Origin of the sequence: Stratiformator vulcanicus (assembly GCF_007744515.1) — a bacterium.
Taxonomy (GTDB): Bacteria; Planctomycetota; Planctomycetia; order Planctomycetales; family Planctomycetaceae; genus Stratiformator; species Stratiformator vulcanicus.
This window is the reverse complement of the sequence record NZ_CP036268.1, coordinates 1,204,305-1,221,036: the sequence shown is the minus strand read 5'-3', so window position 1 is coordinate 1,221,036 and position 16,732 is coordinate 1,204,305. Positions and strand designations below refer to the sequence as shown.

Genomic DNA, 16,732 nt, shown 5'->3' with positions numbered 1-16,732 from the left:
TGTCGACGAACGGCCATCGCTATCTCAACGCAACCCGAGCAGCCCGACCATTTCTTGAACCACCGCGGTTTGGCGTTCGATGTCTTTGGCGAGATCGGTAACGGAGTTGCCGTAGCCGAGGCGGCGGGCGAGGAAGTCGAATTTTTCATCCGCCGCTGACGGCACCGTTAAATCGCGGGCGTTGCCCCGGACCATGCGGAGGGCGTCGATTAATCGGCGTTGAAAAATATAGGCGTCGACGAGGCGTTCATAGACCGCAGCGGGAACGATGCCGGCGTCGCTGAGGGCGGAGAGGGCTTCGAGCGTGTTTGTCGATCGAACAGGCGGGAAGAAACTGCCGTGGGTGATCTGCAGCCCTTGGACGAGGTATTCGGTATCGACTAAGCCGCCGGGGCTAAGTTTTGCATTAAAGGTTCCGGCTTGAACGAGTTGGCGGACTTGCTTCTCGCGCATGGCCCGCATGGCGGTGGCGTCGAATGGTTCGCCCGTGTAGATCAGCCGGTCGCGAATCCCGAGCAGCGTGTAGCCGAAGTCGACATCGCCGGCGATCGGCCGGAATTTCACGAGAGCCTGACGCTCGAAGGGCCATGCCGGCCCGGTGGGCGAAAAGTAGGTTTCGAAGGCATCAACTGGCACGGCCGGGCTGCCTGCTCGGCCGTAAGGCCGCAGTCGGAGGTCGACTTGAAAAATGCCTTCCTGCCGCGATTCGATCGTGCTGTTAAACAGTTCGATCAGGCGAGTGAAGAACTCGCTGTTGCGGATCGATTCGTCTCCGTCGGTACGGCCCCCGCCGCCGTAGAGGAACATTAATTCGATGTCGGAGGCAAAGCCGAGTTCGCGTCCGCCGCATTTGCCGAGCGCGGCGATCGTGAGGGGACAGTCCTCACCCGATTCCAAGCACGGCGTGCCGTAGCGACTATGAAGATCGTTTAAGGCAAGTCGGTAGGCGGCGTCGACGACGGTTTCGGCAATCGCTGTTAATTCGTCCGAAAACTGCCCGAACTCTTCGATGTTTCCCAAGATGTGCCGCATGTCGACACGGAACATCTCACGATCTTTAAAGTCGTTAAGCCGACGCTTAAGAGTCTCGTGCGCAGAGCCTTTGCCGACGAGTGGTTCATCAAGAACCTCCGCCAGTTCGCGGCCGAGTCGGTTGCGATCTTTCGTTTCTGCCAAACCCTCGATATCGGTCACAACCGGCAAAAGGGTGGCGTATTGCAGCCGCAGAAAATCTTCCCATAAAAAATCGCTGATGCCCAGTAGCCGGGCCAGACCATCGAGTACTTTTGACTGCTCTAAACGGGCGAGGTCATCGAGCCAGTTCTCTTGGCGAAACAGTTGTTCGACGAGTTCGCGAAAGTGAATGAGGGCTGCTTCCGGATTGGGCGACCTTGGCAAAAGGTGCGTGAAATTCTTAATTAGCACGACGGCGGCGCGGAGTCGGCGAAGGTCGTCTTCGGCGGTGATCTTTCGGCCGTTCGGATCGGTGACGTACAAGGTGTCGAAGACCCGGTTGCCGGTCGTCGAAACGATGACGCGGCCGACGTCATAGCCCGACATCGCGAGGGCGTTGGTTAGTTCATAGAGGAACCCGATGGTGTCTTCGGCCTGAATGTGCAGCACGGTGAAGAGTTCAGACGCATCGTTGTCGATATCAATTTCGACCGGCAGCAGCGCCTCTTCGGTTGCGTCTTCACGCACTTCGCGGAGGACTTCGGCCACGCGTTTGGCGAGTCGCCCTTGCGCTTCGGCGCGGTGGTTTCCGACGACCAGTCCGACGAAGGATTCAAGGTCTTGTTCGAATTGAATCCATTTGTTCGGCGTGACTTCTTCGGGCGGCGGCGTGACCGTAAAGACGTTGACGAATTCGCCCTTGCTGAAGCCGGAAACCGGGCGGCGGCCCGATACGGGGGAATCGGTGAAGACATGCCCGTTGAGGATGTCAAACCCGTAGACAAACAGTAGTCCGCAGATCATCGACAGGTCGCCGACGCTGTTGAGTCCGGCGACCGTCACCCGCCACCGGCCGTCGGGCTGCAAAATCGCGTCGACTTCGACGGTGTTTTCGGTCGAGAGCCGGCGGATCATGCGGGCGTGCAGTTTGCGATCGTCATCGCTGAAGACCTGGCGGTATGAGTCCTCCGTCCGCCACAGGTGATCGGCGAGTCCCGGCGTTGCTTCGACCTCATCGGAAGGTTCGCCGGTTGATTCATCGCCGACATACCTGAGATAGATCGCGCGGATCGTTTCGACGTGTTTCTCGTAGTGGTTTCGGAAGCTGTCGGCATCGGGGTAATCGAGCCGGCGGGCGAGGTATGCCAGTTCACGCCGATCCTGCGGAAGCGTGTGCGTCTGCTTGTGGTGCATGAGTTGAATGGAGTGTTCCACGGTCCGCAAGAAGTTGTAGCCTCCGACGAGTTGGCGGTATTCGTCAGCTTGCAGCAGGCTGAAATCAGCCAGACGTCGCAGGGCATCAACGGTGTTGAAGCTGCGGACGCCCGGGACGTCGCGGCCGTGGATCAGTTGCAGCGACTGCACGACGAATTCGATATCGCGGATCGACCCGGCGCCACTTTTGACTTCACCCCACAGTCGCCCTTTGCGTTCCAACTCCGCCTCGATCTTCTCTTTCGATTCGCGGACCGAGAGGCGAATTTCGTCCGGCTGGAGTCTGTAAATCAGTGGTTCGGCACCGGACAGAAACTTCAGTCCAACCGGTTCGTCGCCGGCGATCACGCGGGCCTTGAGCATGGCCTGCTTTTCCCAGGCTTGCCCATGTTTGTGCAGATAGTTCAGGTGCGATTCGACCGTGTTGACGAGCGCTCCGGAGCGTCCCCAAGGCCGCAGTCGCATGTCGACGCGATAAAGAAAGCCCTCGCCGGTCGCCTCCATGAGAGCTTTGATCAACTTCTGGCCGAGGCTCCAAAACCGGGTCGCGTCGCCATCGGCGAGGAACACGAGGTCGATATCGGAACTGTAATTGAGTTCCTCGCCACCCAACTTGCCGAAGGCGACGATGCAGAACCCGTCGGTCGAAATGTCGTCCTGCTCGGCGAGTGTGGTCAGACAGGCTCGCACGAGGCTGTCGGCCAAAAGGGACAGTTGCACCGTCACCGTCTTCAAGTCGAGCAGGCCGAACGAGTCACCAGCGCCGATGCGCAGCAACTCCCAATGTTGATAGCGCCGCAGGGCGTCGAACCGTTCGCGACCAGGCGGATGGGCTTTTGAAGACAGGTAAGCCTCGGCGTAAAACTCCTCTCGCGATTTGACGTCGGCGATGCGTTTGTGGTTGGTCAGCCGTTCGAGGTAATTAGGATTGCGGAGCAGGATCTCCGTGAGGAACTGGCTGTTGATGAAAAGCCGAACGAGGATTTCGACGGCTCTGGGATGCTCGGCCAGATACCGAAACAGCGCAGCGCGATCGACCGCCGCAAGGACGTAACGTTCGAAATTGACGAGGGAACCGTCGGGGGTTGCCGCTTCGGAAAGCGCGACTAAGAGCGCGGGCAGGCAGCGCGCCAGCTCGGCCCGCGCCTCATCGCCATCACACAGGTCTTCGAGCCGCCGGGCAGCGCGTTCCCGATCGGCGAACCCCACGGTCGCAAACATGCGAGCGGATCGATCGTCGAAAATGGAGCTCGGCCGGGAACGCGACGGCGCGTGCTGGGACATCCAACAGTCAGTATGTGCGGGATTTGTGGCGAGGGCACGCGCTGAGATTCGGCGCGAAATCGCGCGGCCTCGTTTCCTATCTTACCGCAAAAGTCCATCGGCTCGTAGGGACCGAATCACTGCGCGTCCCATATCATTGCATTGCCATACGCCGATTGGTCCCCGTAGACTGATTTGGGAAACTCTCGGTCGGTCCACCGGATCGCCCGTTGTCCTTTACTCAAGTCAGTTTCAATTCGAGGAGCACTCTACGATGGCAACGTCACGATCTCGCCGCGACTTCATGAAGACCTCCGCGGCCGTCTCGTCGGCTTGGTGGGTCGGCGCCTCGGCATTGGCCGACGATACCCAACCTCGCAGCGCGAACGAAGAACTGCAGTTCGCGTGCATCGGCGTTGCTGGCAAGGGCTCAAGCGATACCGACGATGCGGGTCGGCACGGACAGGTGGTCGCCCTGTGCGACGTCGATAAGCGCTCGCTGAAAAAGAAGTCGCTGCGTTACCCGGAGGCAAAGACGTACAGCGATTTCCGCGAAATGCTGGACGAACTGGAAGGCAAGGTCGACGGGGTCACCGTCAGCACGCCCGATCACACGCACGCCCCGGCCGCCTCGATGGCGCTCAAGAAGGGCATGAACGTTTACTGCCAGAAGCCGCTGACATGGAGCGTGCACGAAGCACGGCACCTCCGGAATTTGGCCGCCGAAACCGGCCTGTGTACCCAGATGGGTAACCAGGGAACGGCTGTGACGCGATTACGGGAAGGCGTCGAAGTCATTCGTAGCGGTGCACTCGGTGATGTGACCGAAGTGCATGTGTGGACCAACCGGCCGATATGGCCCCAAGGAAAGGGCCGGCCGACCGAAACTCCGCCGACGCCGCCGTACCTTGATTGGGATCTGTTCCTCGGTCCGGCACCGGAGCGTCCTTATCACCCGGCGTATCACCCGTTCAAGTGGCGGGGCTGGCTCGACTTCGGCACCGGAGCCTTAGGCGACATGGCCTGTCACACCGCGAACATGCCGGTCATGGCTCTTAACCTGTTCGACCCCATTTCATTCGTGGCCGAGTCCGAAGGACTCGTCGAAGGCGAAAGCTATCCGAAGGATTGCAAGATCACGTTCCAGTTCCCGGAGCGAACCGGTGTCGACGGCAGCACGCTGCCCGCCTGCAAGCTCTACTGGTACGACGGCGGTCGCAAGCCCGATGCCGACATGATCCTCGGCGAAGATGCAGGTAAGAAGAAGACGCTGAAAGTCTCCAACAGCGGCTCGCTGACGGTCGGTTCGGAAGGCCGACTCTACTCGCCGCACGATTACGGCGGGATCTGGGAACTGCTTCCGCTGGCGAAGTTTGAAGACTACAAAATGCCGGAACAGTCTCTGCCCCGCTCGCCGGGCCACTTCACCGAACTCGCTAATGCGATTCGCGAAGGCAAGCCTGACCTGGCGATGTCGAACTTTGCCTACGGCGGTCGACTCACCGAGACGATCCTGCTCGGCAATCTTTCGCTGCGGGCCGGCGAACCGGTCGAATGGGACTCGGAGAACCTCCGCAGCACTAACTCGTCCGCGGCGAACGATCTGGTTGCTCGCGAATACCGCGACGGCTGGACGCTGTAGTTCTGAGCCGTCGTTTCGATCCGGCCGCGACCGAGATCGCCGCAATAATTGATAAAAGCCCACGGGTTCAGGCCCGTGGGCTTTTCGCTGCGCATCGGCGGAGTCGTTCGCCAACTGGTCGGTCTGACAATTTTTCTGAAATTTTTTCAATCGAGTTGCTTCGGAATTGGGCCAATCGGGCCACACAACCGGGGTAATCGGAACCCTGTTTTGAAACCTTAACGGTCGCGCTAATTACTCCGCGCGCGACACGTTGCAGAAATTTGACCACCCTCGGAGCGCACCTTATAGTCGAACAAATGACGGCTGCGATTCTTTAATGAAACATGCGTAGTCCGAAGAATTGAACCGGCCGAATCCTGCGGGATTCGGCGTGTGGATGAGGGGAACAACATGGCTTGCGGCCGTTACGGCTGGTACGCGTGGATCGTCGGGATGGCGATCTGTTGGGCAGGCACGGACGGCATCGCTTTCGCAGAAACCTCAGTCTCCGACGAATATGACGTCGCGCTTCGTAGCGAGAGATCAGCCGTTGAGGCCGGTCTGGAACTGGAGGTCCGGCGGCAGTGGGGAGAAGCGATCGACTTCTACGGCAAGGCCGTCGAAGAATACCCCGAGAACACTCGCCTCGAGTACGGACTACGTCGGTCGAAGATCCACTTCGGAATCGAACGCCGCTATGCCGACGAAAGCTTCGACCAGGATTTGCTCGGCAAATCGCCTTCGGAGGCGCTGGGCGTGTTCGACGATTTGCTTTCTCAGATTCGATCGAATTACGTCGACAACATCAGCCATACCTCCTTTGTGGCGCATGGTACCGAGAGTCTGTACTTGGCCCTCGCGAATCAGAAATTTCTGAGCCGGCACCTGCCCGCGACAAAGACCGAACAATTGCGATCACTCCGCACGACACTGCGGGATCGCTACTGGAATCGTCCCGTCAAAGACGGCCGCGCATCGCGAGCGCTGGTTGTGGAAGTCTGCCGCTTGTCTCGGCAGATTGCCGATCTCGACGAGACCGCGGTGGTGATGGAATATGTGTTCGGCGGCTGCAACGCCCTCGACGATTACAGCAACTATCTGACCCCCGATCGTCTCGACGATTTATATGGCAATATCGAAGGCGAATTCGTCGGTCTCGGGATCGAAATGAAGGGCGAAGCCGGCGAAGGCATGTTGCTGGTCGACGTCATCGGCGGCAGCCCTGCTGAAGCCGGCGGGATGCTCGAAGGCGAGCACATCGTCGAAATCGACGGCGCAGACTGCCGCGACATGAGTACCGACGAAGCCGCACGCTTACTCCGCGGCCCGTCTGGCAGCCAGGTTGAACTGGGTTTGGAAGATCGCTTCGGACGGGTGCGTCGCAGTACGTTTTCGCGACGGGCCGTGCAGGTCAAAAGTATTCCGGTCGCCGAGATGATTGATGCCGATAACGGCATCGGCTATATCGAATTAAGCGGCTTTCAAAAGACGACCGCTCAGGAACTCGATGCGGCTCTTGCGAAGCTGAAGTCACAGGGCATGAGACGCCTGGTTCTCGACCTGCGGGGCAATCCCGGTGGCCTGCTCACGGCCGCCGTCGATGTGCTCGACCGGTTCATCGACGACGGCGTGCTCGTGTCGACCAAAGGTCGCAGTTTCGATCAGAACTGGAAGCACTCCGCCCATCGATCCGGAACGCATCGCGATCTCGAGATCGCACTGATCGTTGACGAGAATAGCGCGTCGGCGAGTGAAATCGTCGCCGGGGCCGTCCGTGATTACGGGCGGGGCGTCATTGTGGGCCGGAAGACCTACGGCAAGTGGTCAGTGCAGAGCATTCTTCCGATGCGGGGCCGGACCGGACTGCGGATCACGACCGCGAAGTTCTACTCGCCCAACGGGCACACGCTGGGCAAAATCGGCCTCAAGCCCGACATTACCGTTGAAGAAGATGAAACTTACGACGTGGCTTACCGCGGATTCAAAACCCGTCCGGCCGATCATCCCGATGTGAAAGCTGCGACCGACGCACTGCTCGGCGGAGCCTTCGCCCGACGCTGATCACGATTTCCGCAAGGCCTCCTCTTAGAGCCCCTGCAACGATAATCGACAAAGCTCACGGAGAATTCTCCGTGAGCTTTTTGCGTGAGTGCGGAAGAGGAAGAGACGGAGTGGGCCTGCTCGAGCGAGGGGACGAGCCGGTTTGGTTTATCGAGCTCTAATTGCGCGCTCGTTCCGCGGTTCTCAGGAACCTCGGCTTGTTGTATGGCCGACAAGCCGCACTTCCTGTGAAGTGCGGATCGAGCGCGGTGAGATACGACATTAAGAATTCGGGATTCGACCGTGCACTCATCCCGCGGTTCTCAGGAACCTCGGCTCGTCGCGAGGGGTGCCGGGGCGCGTGTCGCCCCCGCATCTGGGAGTTCGTGAGCTTCTTGCACTGCCGCGTTTCCCGACAGGGTTTTGAGCAATCAAACGGACGCGATGCAAGGAGCGGGCCGAGTTTGCACTGCGGGGGCGACACGCCCCCGGCACACGTTTAAAGAATGATGCTGAGAACTCGTTCCGCGATTTTTTCGAGCCTCGGCTCGTCGTGTGCCCGACAAGCCGCGCACGTAGTAAACGGATCGATCTATCGCAAAGCCACGCTTCGTCCGCTTATTTCATGCGCAGCTTGTGATGCGCATAGAATAAGGCCGGGCAGTGTTGCCGCCCGGCCTTTGCATTGAACATCGTTAAAGAAATCGCTTACTGCAGCAGAGTCCGAAGTTCAACGAGCTTCGGTGTCGTGCGGCTCGAAGTACGGGCGAGGTAGGGTCGCTCGCTCGTGTCGCACTTTGTGATGTGCTGATAGACGCGGATCCAGTCGTTCCACATCTGGTCGGCCCGCTGCTTGATATCTCGCACGTTCCCACCGGTGACGACGGTCTCGTGCAATGCCCGAGCATTGGCGACGTAATTCTGCACGTCGCGCAGAGCTTGATCACGATACGGCGGACGGCTGCGACTGAGCCAGCGGCGGACATCCTGATCGAGGTGCATCGACAGGTTTTCAAGTTCGGCGGCGATTTCCCCGGCGACGCGACGGTCGAACGGTTCTTCAATCAGCATGGCTGACTGAAGTGACCGCATATTTTTTTCGACTTCGTTGAGCACCACTTGGGCGTCTTCGCTATTGATCGGCCGGAAGACCCGCTCAAACGAGCGGTAGGCATCTTCCACGTAGCCGTAGGCGTCGATGATGTCTTCGGGTGTCTGATTCCGCTCAACGTTGTCGACGAAGTTCTCCAGCACGCCGTAAAACTGGTCGGCGGTGGGCAACGCGACCGAGGCTTCCGGCAGCCTCATCAGGACCATCAAGGGAGCCTTGTTGAAGAAGTCGTTGACATCCCGCTCCAGGGTCCGCGTCGTGTAAATCAGGTCGGCGGTATCCATCTCCTGCGGAATGAGCAGCAGTTCGCGCAATCGCGATTCACTATCGCGAACCCGGCGAACGCTTCGCTCAACGTAGCGGTTGTTGTAGGCCCGCACTCCCGTTTCGAGTTCGGTCCAAACTCGTTCGAAGCGCTTGAACTCGTTGGCAAGTTCGTCCCGACTGACCTTCTCGAGCGTCAGACCGGCGAAGTGGGCGGCCTGCTGCTGAGCTTGATTGGCGATGAGCAGCAGATTGCGGGCGTTCGTCAGGCGACCGAGTTCGATGTCGATGTCGTCCCGCAGGGTCGACATGCCGGCTCGCAATTCCGCACTGGTGAGCACGAGCTGGCGGTAGTCTAGCGTCGGATTTTGAATTTTGAGTGCGGTCGAAATGTCCGCATTGGCACGATCCAATTCATCGATCAATCGAATCGCGTTGCGGTCGAGCCCACGCACAGCCCGCAGATCGTACGAAATCTGCCGCCAATCACGGTCGAGGCCCTGAATGTCGGTCAGATACTGTTGCAGTTGACTGTAGTTCGTCACGCGATCGGCGAGCAGCCGCGAACGGGCCCGCAAGCGCAGAACGTCCGCGAGGCGATTCCGTACCGCCGGCAGCCGATCCCGCATCCGGTCGAGTTCCGTATAGAGTTCATTCGAGAGACGGGAGAACGTGTCAATGTCGCGACGAACGCGGGCCACATCGACATTGTTTTGCTGAATCGACAGCGTCGGCGCGAACGGGTCGGGACGTTCGAAGCCGTCACCGAAGCCTTGCATATTGTATTGCTGAATGATCGCCCTGTCATCGACTTGGGCGAAGCCCGCGGTCGGTTGCGGCGATGGCGATCGGTAACGATCGTCGGCGTAGCGGTCTCCGGAGTAACGGTCCTGAGCGAGGGCCTGTCCGGCGACGGCGGCGATAACAGCCGCGGTTGCAAGCATGGCGAGCCATCGGCTGGCAGCTTGCGGATAAGTGCGGGTCACGATGTTCTCCTGTGTTTCCCTACGAAGGAGGCCCCCGGAATGAAGGCGAACAAACGCAATCGGGACGCCGGCACCGGGGATGAAACCCGCGTCCCACGCTCCGCAGACGGGCCACTGTGACGGAACCCCCGCCCCAGTTCTGCGAAGCGTCGGGGGTGTAGCGAATCTGCGCGGGCACGTAAAGAGAGACTTCAACGTGTCGAGGAACAACAGGCAGGGAGAGCCGGAAGCGTCAGCGCCCGGAGCAAAACCTACACAAAATCCTGCACCGTAGGTTTGATCACCATCTCCAACACATTCGCTCGCGGGGGCAAGTTCGCGATCATCAGCACCGCCGCGGCAACGTCCTCGGGCTGCAACATGGTCGCGCGGTGTTCTTCAGATGGCGCGACCGGCCGCTGCGAGAGAATCGGTGTTTCAACCTCGCCCGGGTGGATGTTCGTCACGCGAACGCCGTCCGCTTTCGCCTCCTGCGCAGCACTGACTCCTAACGCGTTCATCGCGAATTTCGATGCGTTGTACGAGACGCCGCCGAGCATCGCGGCGCGGACCCCGGAGATCGAGCAGATGTTGACGATCAGCCCGCCCCGTTGGGCCCGCATGATCGGCAGGGCCGCCTTGGTGCAGTAAAACGCCCCCGAGGCATTGATTCTAAGCAGCCGATCCCACTCTTCCGGCGTCGTCTCTTCAATCCGCCGGTGCGGAATGTTGATCCCGGCCGCGTTGATCAGCATGTCGAGTCGCCCGAAGTCTTTCGCCGCGCCTTGGATCAATGTCTCACAGGCGTCGGCGTCCGCCACATCGCAAACGGACGACGTGATCTTTCCGGACGGACCCCGAGAGGCGGTCTCCTTTAATTTTGATTCCGTCCGCCCCGCGATGAGTACATTCGCCCCGGCGTCGGCGAGCGTCACGGCGACCGCCGCTCCGATTCCCGACCCGCCCCCGGTGATAACGGCGGCCATTCCTTTCAACGACATATCATACCCTATCAATCGAAGAACATTCTCGTTTGTACTATGCGCGATTCACGGGTAACTCGGGAAGCCAAAGCGAATCGTCGTCGCAGCATGGCAACGCTCCCACATTGGCCGAACCAAGCAATCAAGAGATGTCTGAAACTCCCCAGCGCCTGCCGATCGAGCAGCCCGATCCGTCAATTTGGTGTATTCAACCGGCGGGCGGTTGGGCGATGCGAATCGAACGATGGTGGCGTCGCAGGGAAACGCTCTACGAACGAGTCGTCGATCCCGCGATGGTTGAAGATCGCCAGCGAGAGTTGCTTCATAGATTTGTCGACCTGCCGTCCGAACTCGCCTTCTGGTCCGATCTAAAGTACACGGTCAATCAATTTGATAAGACTGAAACGTTTCGGTTCGTGGACTACATCGCCCGCGTACGGCGGTATCAGCGATCAGCCCCTTGGGGCACCGCCGAGATCGCGATTCTAATCCAGCTTCCCGCTGTGCTTTTTTTTGTTGGCTCACTCTTTGCAGCCTATTTCATCGCAAGAGTTCTTGAAGACTTCGGATACGCGATCACCGAAGGGCAGATGCTGTTATTCTTTGCACCCTATGGAGTCTTAATATTACTGATTGTGGCGGCCGTACATCGGTTTTTCAGAGATCCTCCTCGTAAGATCGTTAATGCAGATAACCTCGTCCTCGCCCCAGCCGATGGTAAGGTCGTCGAAGTGACTCGCCTCGATCATCACCCTTTCATCGGCGGGCCCGCAATTCGCGTCGGCGTCTTCCTTTCGCTCTTCGACGTGCATCTGCAGCGATTCCCTGTGAATGGGCGGGTCATCGGCGTGAGCTGGCATCCCGGAAAACAATTAAATGCACTCCGCCCCGAGGCGGCGCGAGAAAACGAAGCAATTGAAACTCGCATTGAAGAGCATGCCGCCCCGCACCGGAGGATCGTAGTGCGGCAGATTGCCGGAATGATTGCCAGCAAAGTCGTGAACATCTTAAGACCGGGCGACGAGCTCGAAGCGGGCGAGCGTATCGGCATGATCAAATTCGGCTCGCGATGCGAGATCATCGTCCCGGACGTGCCGGAGTTGGAGCTGCATGTCGCCGCAGGAATGCGGCTTAAAGCCGGCGAGTCATTAATCGCCCGATGGGTGGACTTGGATTAAATCACAATCACCAGCAAATGCGTTACTTGCTGGTCGAACTTCATCGCCGGCCGTGTCTCAATGCGGCTTCGCTCGCCATTCGCGCGAACCGGACCACATCACGGACTGTCGCCCTATAAAACAGTGTCTCATTGATCAAAAGCGACACCTGGTCGTGGCCTCTGCGTAACCTAGTCTACCGTCTCACGCAGATGCGGTCTTTTCTAGAGCCAGTTTCAAAACTCGAATTAAAGTGAACGGCTTGGCGGGCAAGTTGCATACCTCGGCCTCCGAAAGGAGGCTCTTATGCACATCACCCTGTCTTCGTCGCCCTCGCGCCGCCATCGGAACTCGGGGGGCGCCCGAGAGTCAATCCGCGGGCGTGCCTTGAAGGCGTCCTGTGGGTCTTAAAAAGTGGCGCGCGATGGAAAGCCCGTTTGTCGAGAAGTCGGCCACCGCGATATCCCAGTTCTGCGACGTGCTGGCGACGCCACAAAGAGTGGACCGAAGCCGGCGTCTTCGAGGAAGTCCGGCGCCGCCTGCTCGAAAAATCCGACCGGCGTCGGACGGTGATCTGACGGGAGTGCATTGCCGATGCGACCTTTGCATCGGCAATGCCTTGAGCATGTTTTCGTTGAAAACGGTGGGGTCTCAAGGTCGGTCCGACCCGCCAAGGCAAAGGTGCCAAGGTCATGACCTTGCTCGACGGTCGCGGTCTGCCATTGGCGATCGACACAGATTCGGCCAGCCGAAACGATGTCAAACTGATCGAACCGCTGCTCGATAAGACAGTTCTTACATATTAAAAACCAGAACGGCTGATCTACGACAGCGATGATGCGACGCATTAAGACTCCGCCTGCGCTCGCGAGGCATCGCCCTGACTACGCCGCATCATCGCGGCCGGATTAAGCCGCCGCTACAAGAGAAAATGGACGCTGGCAAGATATAAAAAACGCTAGACGGTCGGACGCAGCTTCGCGTGTCTGCAGAACCTCCGTCGCATCGTCGCCCGCTGGGAATATCACGCTCACCTCTATTACGGCTTCGTCCAACTCGCCTGTGCGTACACCTTATCAATACGGTTTTAAGACTGCTTCTAGGAGCGAAACGCGCCTACCTAAAGGCTGATATCGTTCTTCGGGGCAGGTTGCTCGCCCATATTGATATGCGATTCAAAATTTATGGCGACAGAAGAATTTGCGATCGTTTCCGCATAGTCAACGCGACGAATGTCACCGTGGGCCGATGTCTTTTGCATTGACTCGAGTTCGGAGTTCAATTCTTCGCCCTCCTTCTCCACGGCCTCACTTAGCCGGGAAAGACTCATTCCGACACGGTGCAGGAAGAACAATCCTACCACCGTAACCGGCACGTAATGGCAGAGATGATAATACCACGAAGCCGCTACTGCGTTCTCCGCCGAGACCCCCAGCGGAGTGAGACAAAGTCGGAAGCAATATTGGACGATCCCAAAAAATCCCGGTGCCGACGGAGCTGCGACTCCTAAAGCGGTGACACTATTGACCATCAGACTCGCGGCCACACCAACGTCGATGTCAAACGCCCGTAATGCCGTGTACGCCGTTGCGGAAACAACGACCCACTGTCCGAGCGACAGAGCAACAATCTGTGTTGCCAGGACAGGATCGCGTAGTGTCCCCATTCCCAACGAGCCCGCCTCAAGCAGCCCCTCCACTCGCACCTTCGATGATTCGGGCACGAACGGCAGAACCTCAATAACTTTCTCGGCCGCGCGAATGAAGTAGTCGGTCCGAAAAACATAGAGGATCATAAATGCCACGGCGATTGTGATGGCGATCGCTGCCGTCCAGACTGCCGTCAACAGCCCCGCCCCACCGATAGCATCTTGCAGGTCAGGTAACGCCGTCAGCGACACAAGCAGCAGGATTAGGACCGATGTGACATCGAGCACTCGCTCTAAAAAGAGCGTCGAGAGAACCCCTACGGCTGAAACCGGATACTGTTTCGCTAGCACTAAACACCGCATCCCTTCCCCGAGACGCAGCGGATAAATGTTGTTGCCCATGAATCCGATGATCAGCGCGGGGAAAACCTCCCGGCTGCTCAATCGGGCGAGCGGCCGCAGGATCAGCGCCCAACGGTAGGTCTTCATCGCGAAGACAACTGCTAGCAAGCCGAGCATGATCGGCACGGTCCGATAGTCGGCGCCCGCCAATTTCGCTGCGACGTTCGCTGGACTTGTCCCGCGAAACGCGAGCCATAGACACAGAATTGTTAGGCCGACCCCAGCACCGATTTTGAGAATGCGCATTAATCCCGACCAATTCCAAAAGGCGAATCGCAGCAATGAATCACCGGTCCTTCGGTGTTAAGTCGCGCGGACCGTCTTTACGACTACTTACCACAACGGACACCCGGCCTCCGGGCAGACCGGCCTCGAACCGAGAACGTAGCGACGCAAAAGACAAGGTCACAGTCCACATTGAACTGAACCCTATCGGGCAATGTCAGGCTGGTAATCTGCCAACAACTGCGAAAACAAATCGGCCGCCCGACCGTTCCGCCCTCGACAGCTAACGCAAGAACCTTTGGGCACTTTTTCAACGGGCTGTCCAGTATGCACCCACCTGCATCTACCACTGCTAACTTGATAGTCTCGAGAAATGCCCAATGAGGTATCTCACAGCTTCCGCGCAGCGAGCCACAGCGTGTCACGCAGATCGAGAGGAAAAGAGAAGTTTTGGACGAAATTCGGAATCACGCTGCGGCACAGGCTGGCCGCCCGGCCGGACAACGATTGGCCATGGAACCGGTGAAGGGCCTCGAGTGAGGAGCCGAGCTTGCGATGGACGCGGACGGTGCCGAATGAGATGACGTCGAGCCCATTCCTGCGGCAAATCTCTGAAAGCGATTTGCGTGTGAAATAATACAGGTGGGTGAGAGGGTGAATTTGTCGCCACTTGCGTCCCTGTAAACGCGGCAGCAGCGCGTTAAAATCCCCCGTTGAGAGAAATAGGTGTCCCCCAGGGGCGAGTGCCTGGGCGCACGCACTTACGTACTCACCTGGATTTGGCAAATGCTCAATCGTGTCCCACATGCAGACCGCATCGAATTCCTTGTCGAACGACATCGTGAGCAAATCTCCGAGTCGGGCGTCAAGCCCCTGTCGTGCGGCGTGTTCAATTCCCGGGGCGGACACGTCAATGCCCGTTGATTGCGGGTAATCGGCGGCAAGCAGTTCGAGGAAGAATCTATACGCGCAGCCCACCTCAAGGACCGAACGGCCCGGCGGCACATACTTTTGTATCACGCTAAGGTGATCGCGTAGCGTCTTTAGCTGTGCTGGTTTATCGGCGACGTAATCTATGTACTCTTCGCCGTTAAAGTACTCTTCCTGATAGAAGGCGGTTAGTTCCTCAGGGCTGTAGCACTTCTGCACGGTCATGACCCCACAATGCTGGCAAACGATGAATTCCTCCCACCGTTTTCGCCAGTCGATCTGACCGCAGCAGACGCATCCACGATCCACCCATTGCTGTTCTTCCGGTCGCACTTCAAGTTCAGTCGTCATTGATCAGTTACCTTTTCTGGCAGTAAGAGTTCTTACTTCAGGCTGAAGCCTTCAATGCGGAAATAGAGGGAGCCAGGATCAGAGGTTTGACGGAATGGCTCGCCAAGGCAATGGAAGTGAATTCGTGACACTCCCGGTGGGATCGGTCTCCTCGACGAAATCCAGATGCACATTCTGAGAAATCCATTCATGCTGTGCCAAGAAGGTCCGGAAATAATCACTCATATATCCCAGCGATAGGGTGATGTGATCGAACCCGGCCGCCATTAATTGTCGAAAGACAATTTCAAGAATGGGCTTGTCGCCCACGGGCAGCAGAGGCTTCGGAATAACGGTCGTGTAGGGTGCAAGACGAGTCCCCTTGCCACCTGCGAGAATAATGGCCCTCATACGGTATAAGCTCCTGCGGTACGCGGATTCGTGTTTGATTTGAACCATTCAATTGTCTGGCGAAGCCCCTCGTCGAGCGAGGTGCCGGCGGACCAGTTGGCTCGCGACTGTGCGGCCTCGGCGTTTCCGAGCAGAGTGAAAACCTCACTCTGCTCTGGACGCCTGCGATCTGATTGCTCCTCGACCGGAAGATCGCGTCCGACAATTCGCTGGACCAGTTCAATCATCTCGCCGACCGTGACGCCCACGCCCGTGGCCAAGTTGGTGACCTGCCCGATACAGGCGTCGCTAGAAGCGGCTGCGATGAATCCACGCGCTGTGTCCCGAACGAATACCATGTCTCGGACCGGAGTAGTGCTCCCGATTCGAATCTTGTCGGCGACCAAAGCCTGAGTGATGATTGTTGGCAGCACAGCACGTGTACTCTGACGTGGGCCGAAGGTATTGAATGGCCGGACGACCGTCACGGGCATACCGAACGAGCGGTAGTAGCTCAGAGCGATCTGATCGGCGGCGATCTTGGTAGCGGCGTACGGGGACTGGGCCTGGAGCGGGTGACTCTCATCCATGGGAGTGTATTGCGCCGTTCCATAGACCTCGCTTGTCGACGTGATGACCACACGGCCGACGCCATGGGTCCGCGCGGCTTCTAAAAAGTTGAGCGTCCCCACCGTGTTGACGGCGACGTAAGACTCGGGTGCCACATACGAGTAAGGGATGCCGATCAGCGCAGCGAGATGGTATATGACCTCGCAGCCCTCGGCCGCACTGCTGACCATGCGGCTGTCAGTAATGTCGCCATAAACAATCGAGAGCCGCTCGTGAGCTTGAATCTCTTCGAGCCAGCCACTGCGGGCTCCCGAATTGTAGCGGACCATCGCCTTCACGCGGTGCCCCGCATCGAGTAGCGCCTCGACAAGGTGACTCCCGATAAACCCGCCGGCACCGGTAACCAGAACTTGCCCACCCTCGTCAAGCGTATCCGTCATGG

At 58.5% G+C, this 16,732-nt stretch carries 11 protein-coding genes; 4 read left to right on the top strand and 7 right to left on the bottom strand.

Annotation, left to right across the window (positions count from 1 at the left end):
* Nucleotides 1-24: 24 nt before the first annotated feature.
* Nucleotides 25-3,609, bottom strand: coding sequence for a [protein-PII] uridylyltransferase family protein (locus Pan189_RS04660; RefSeq protein ID WP_310821084.1), 3,585 nt, complete (start codon nt 3,607-3,609; stop codon nt 25-27).
* A 316-nt stretch (nt 3,610-3,925) separates the two neighbouring features.
* Here Pan189_RS04660 and Pan189_RS04655 point away from each other — a divergent pair, with 316 nt between their 5' ends.
* Nucleotides 3,926-5,293 carry a Gfo/Idh/MocA family protein gene (locus Pan189_RS04655; RefSeq protein WP_145362795.1) on the top strand — a complete coding sequence of 456 codons (1,368 nt, stop codon included), beginning with the start codon at nt 3,926-3,928 and terminating at the stop codon, nt 5,291-5,293.
* Between the two features lie 393 nt (nt 5,294-5,686).
* Nucleotides 5,687-7,336 carry a S41 family peptidase gene (locus Pan189_RS04650; protein ID WP_310821083.1) on the top strand — a complete coding sequence of 550 codons (1,650 nt, stop codon included), beginning with the start codon at nt 5,687-5,689 and terminating at the stop codon, nt 7,334-7,336.
* A 687-nt stretch (nt 7,337-8,023) separates the two neighbouring features.
* Here the strand turns inward: Pan189_RS04650 and Pan189_RS04645 are convergent.
* Both Pan189_RS04645 and Pan189_RS04640 read right to left on the bottom strand, forming a co-directional pair.
* Nucleotides 8,024-9,676: a hypothetical protein gene (locus Pan189_RS04645; protein WP_145362794.1), complete on the bottom strand. Its 1,653-nt coding sequence runs from the start codon at nt 9,674-9,676 to the stop codon at nt 8,024-8,026.
* 251 nt (nt 9,677-9,927) lie between these two features.
* Nucleotides 9,928-10,656 (bottom strand): SDR family oxidoreductase, encoded by a 729-nt coding sequence (locus Pan189_RS04640; RefSeq protein ID WP_145362793.1) that lies wholly within the window; start codon nt 10,654-10,656, stop codon nt 9,928-9,930.
* Between the two features lie 131 nt (nt 10,657-10,787).
* Between Pan189_RS04640 and Pan189_RS04635 the strand changes: the two genes are divergently transcribed.
* Nucleotides 10,788-11,816, top strand: a complete 1,029-nt coding sequence (locus Pan189_RS04635) for a phosphatidylserine decarboxylase (RefSeq protein WP_145362792.1) — start codon at nt 10,788-10,790, stop codon at nt 11,814-11,816.
* Between the two features lie 257 nt (nt 11,817-12,073).
* Nucleotides 12,074-12,373 carry a transposase gene (locus Pan189_RS21625; RefSeq protein WP_145366092.1) on the top strand — a complete coding sequence of 100 codons (300 nt, stop codon included), beginning with the start codon at nt 12,074-12,076 and terminating at the stop codon, nt 12,371-12,373.
* A 542-nt stretch (nt 12,374-12,915) separates the two neighbouring features.
* Here the strand turns inward: Pan189_RS21625 and Pan189_RS04625 are convergent.
* The 4 genes from Pan189_RS04625 to Pan189_RS04610 form a co-directional block, all read right to left on the bottom strand.
* Nucleotides 12,916-14,091 carry a lysylphosphatidylglycerol synthase transmembrane domain-containing protein gene (locus tag Pan189_RS04625; RefSeq protein ID WP_145362791.1) on the bottom strand — a complete coding sequence of 392 codons (1,176 nt, stop codon included), beginning with the start codon at nt 14,089-14,091 and terminating at the stop codon, nt 12,916-12,918.
* A gap of 369 nt (nt 14,092-14,460) precedes the next feature.
* The gene (locus Pan189_RS04620) at nt 14,461-15,351 is read right to left on the bottom strand and encodes a class I SAM-dependent methyltransferase (RefSeq protein WP_145362790.1); all 891 of its coding nucleotides are present in this window, start codon (nt 15,349-15,351) and stop codon (nt 14,461-14,463) included.
* A gap of 78 nt (nt 15,352-15,429) precedes the next feature.
* Nucleotides 15,430-15,741 carry a sugar phosphate nucleotidyltransferase gene (locus Pan189_RS04615; RefSeq protein ID WP_145362789.1) on the bottom strand — a complete coding sequence of 104 codons (312 nt, stop codon included), beginning with the start codon at nt 15,739-15,741 and terminating at the stop codon, nt 15,430-15,432.
* Nucleotides 15,738-16,730, bottom strand: a complete 993-nt coding sequence (locus Pan189_RS04610) for an SDR family NAD(P)-dependent oxidoreductase (protein ID WP_145362788.1) — start codon at nt 16,728-16,730, stop codon at nt 15,738-15,740. The genes Pan189_RS04615 and Pan189_RS04610 overlap by 4 nt, the downstream gene beginning before the upstream one ends.
* Nucleotides 16,731-16,732: the final 2 nt, after the last annotated feature.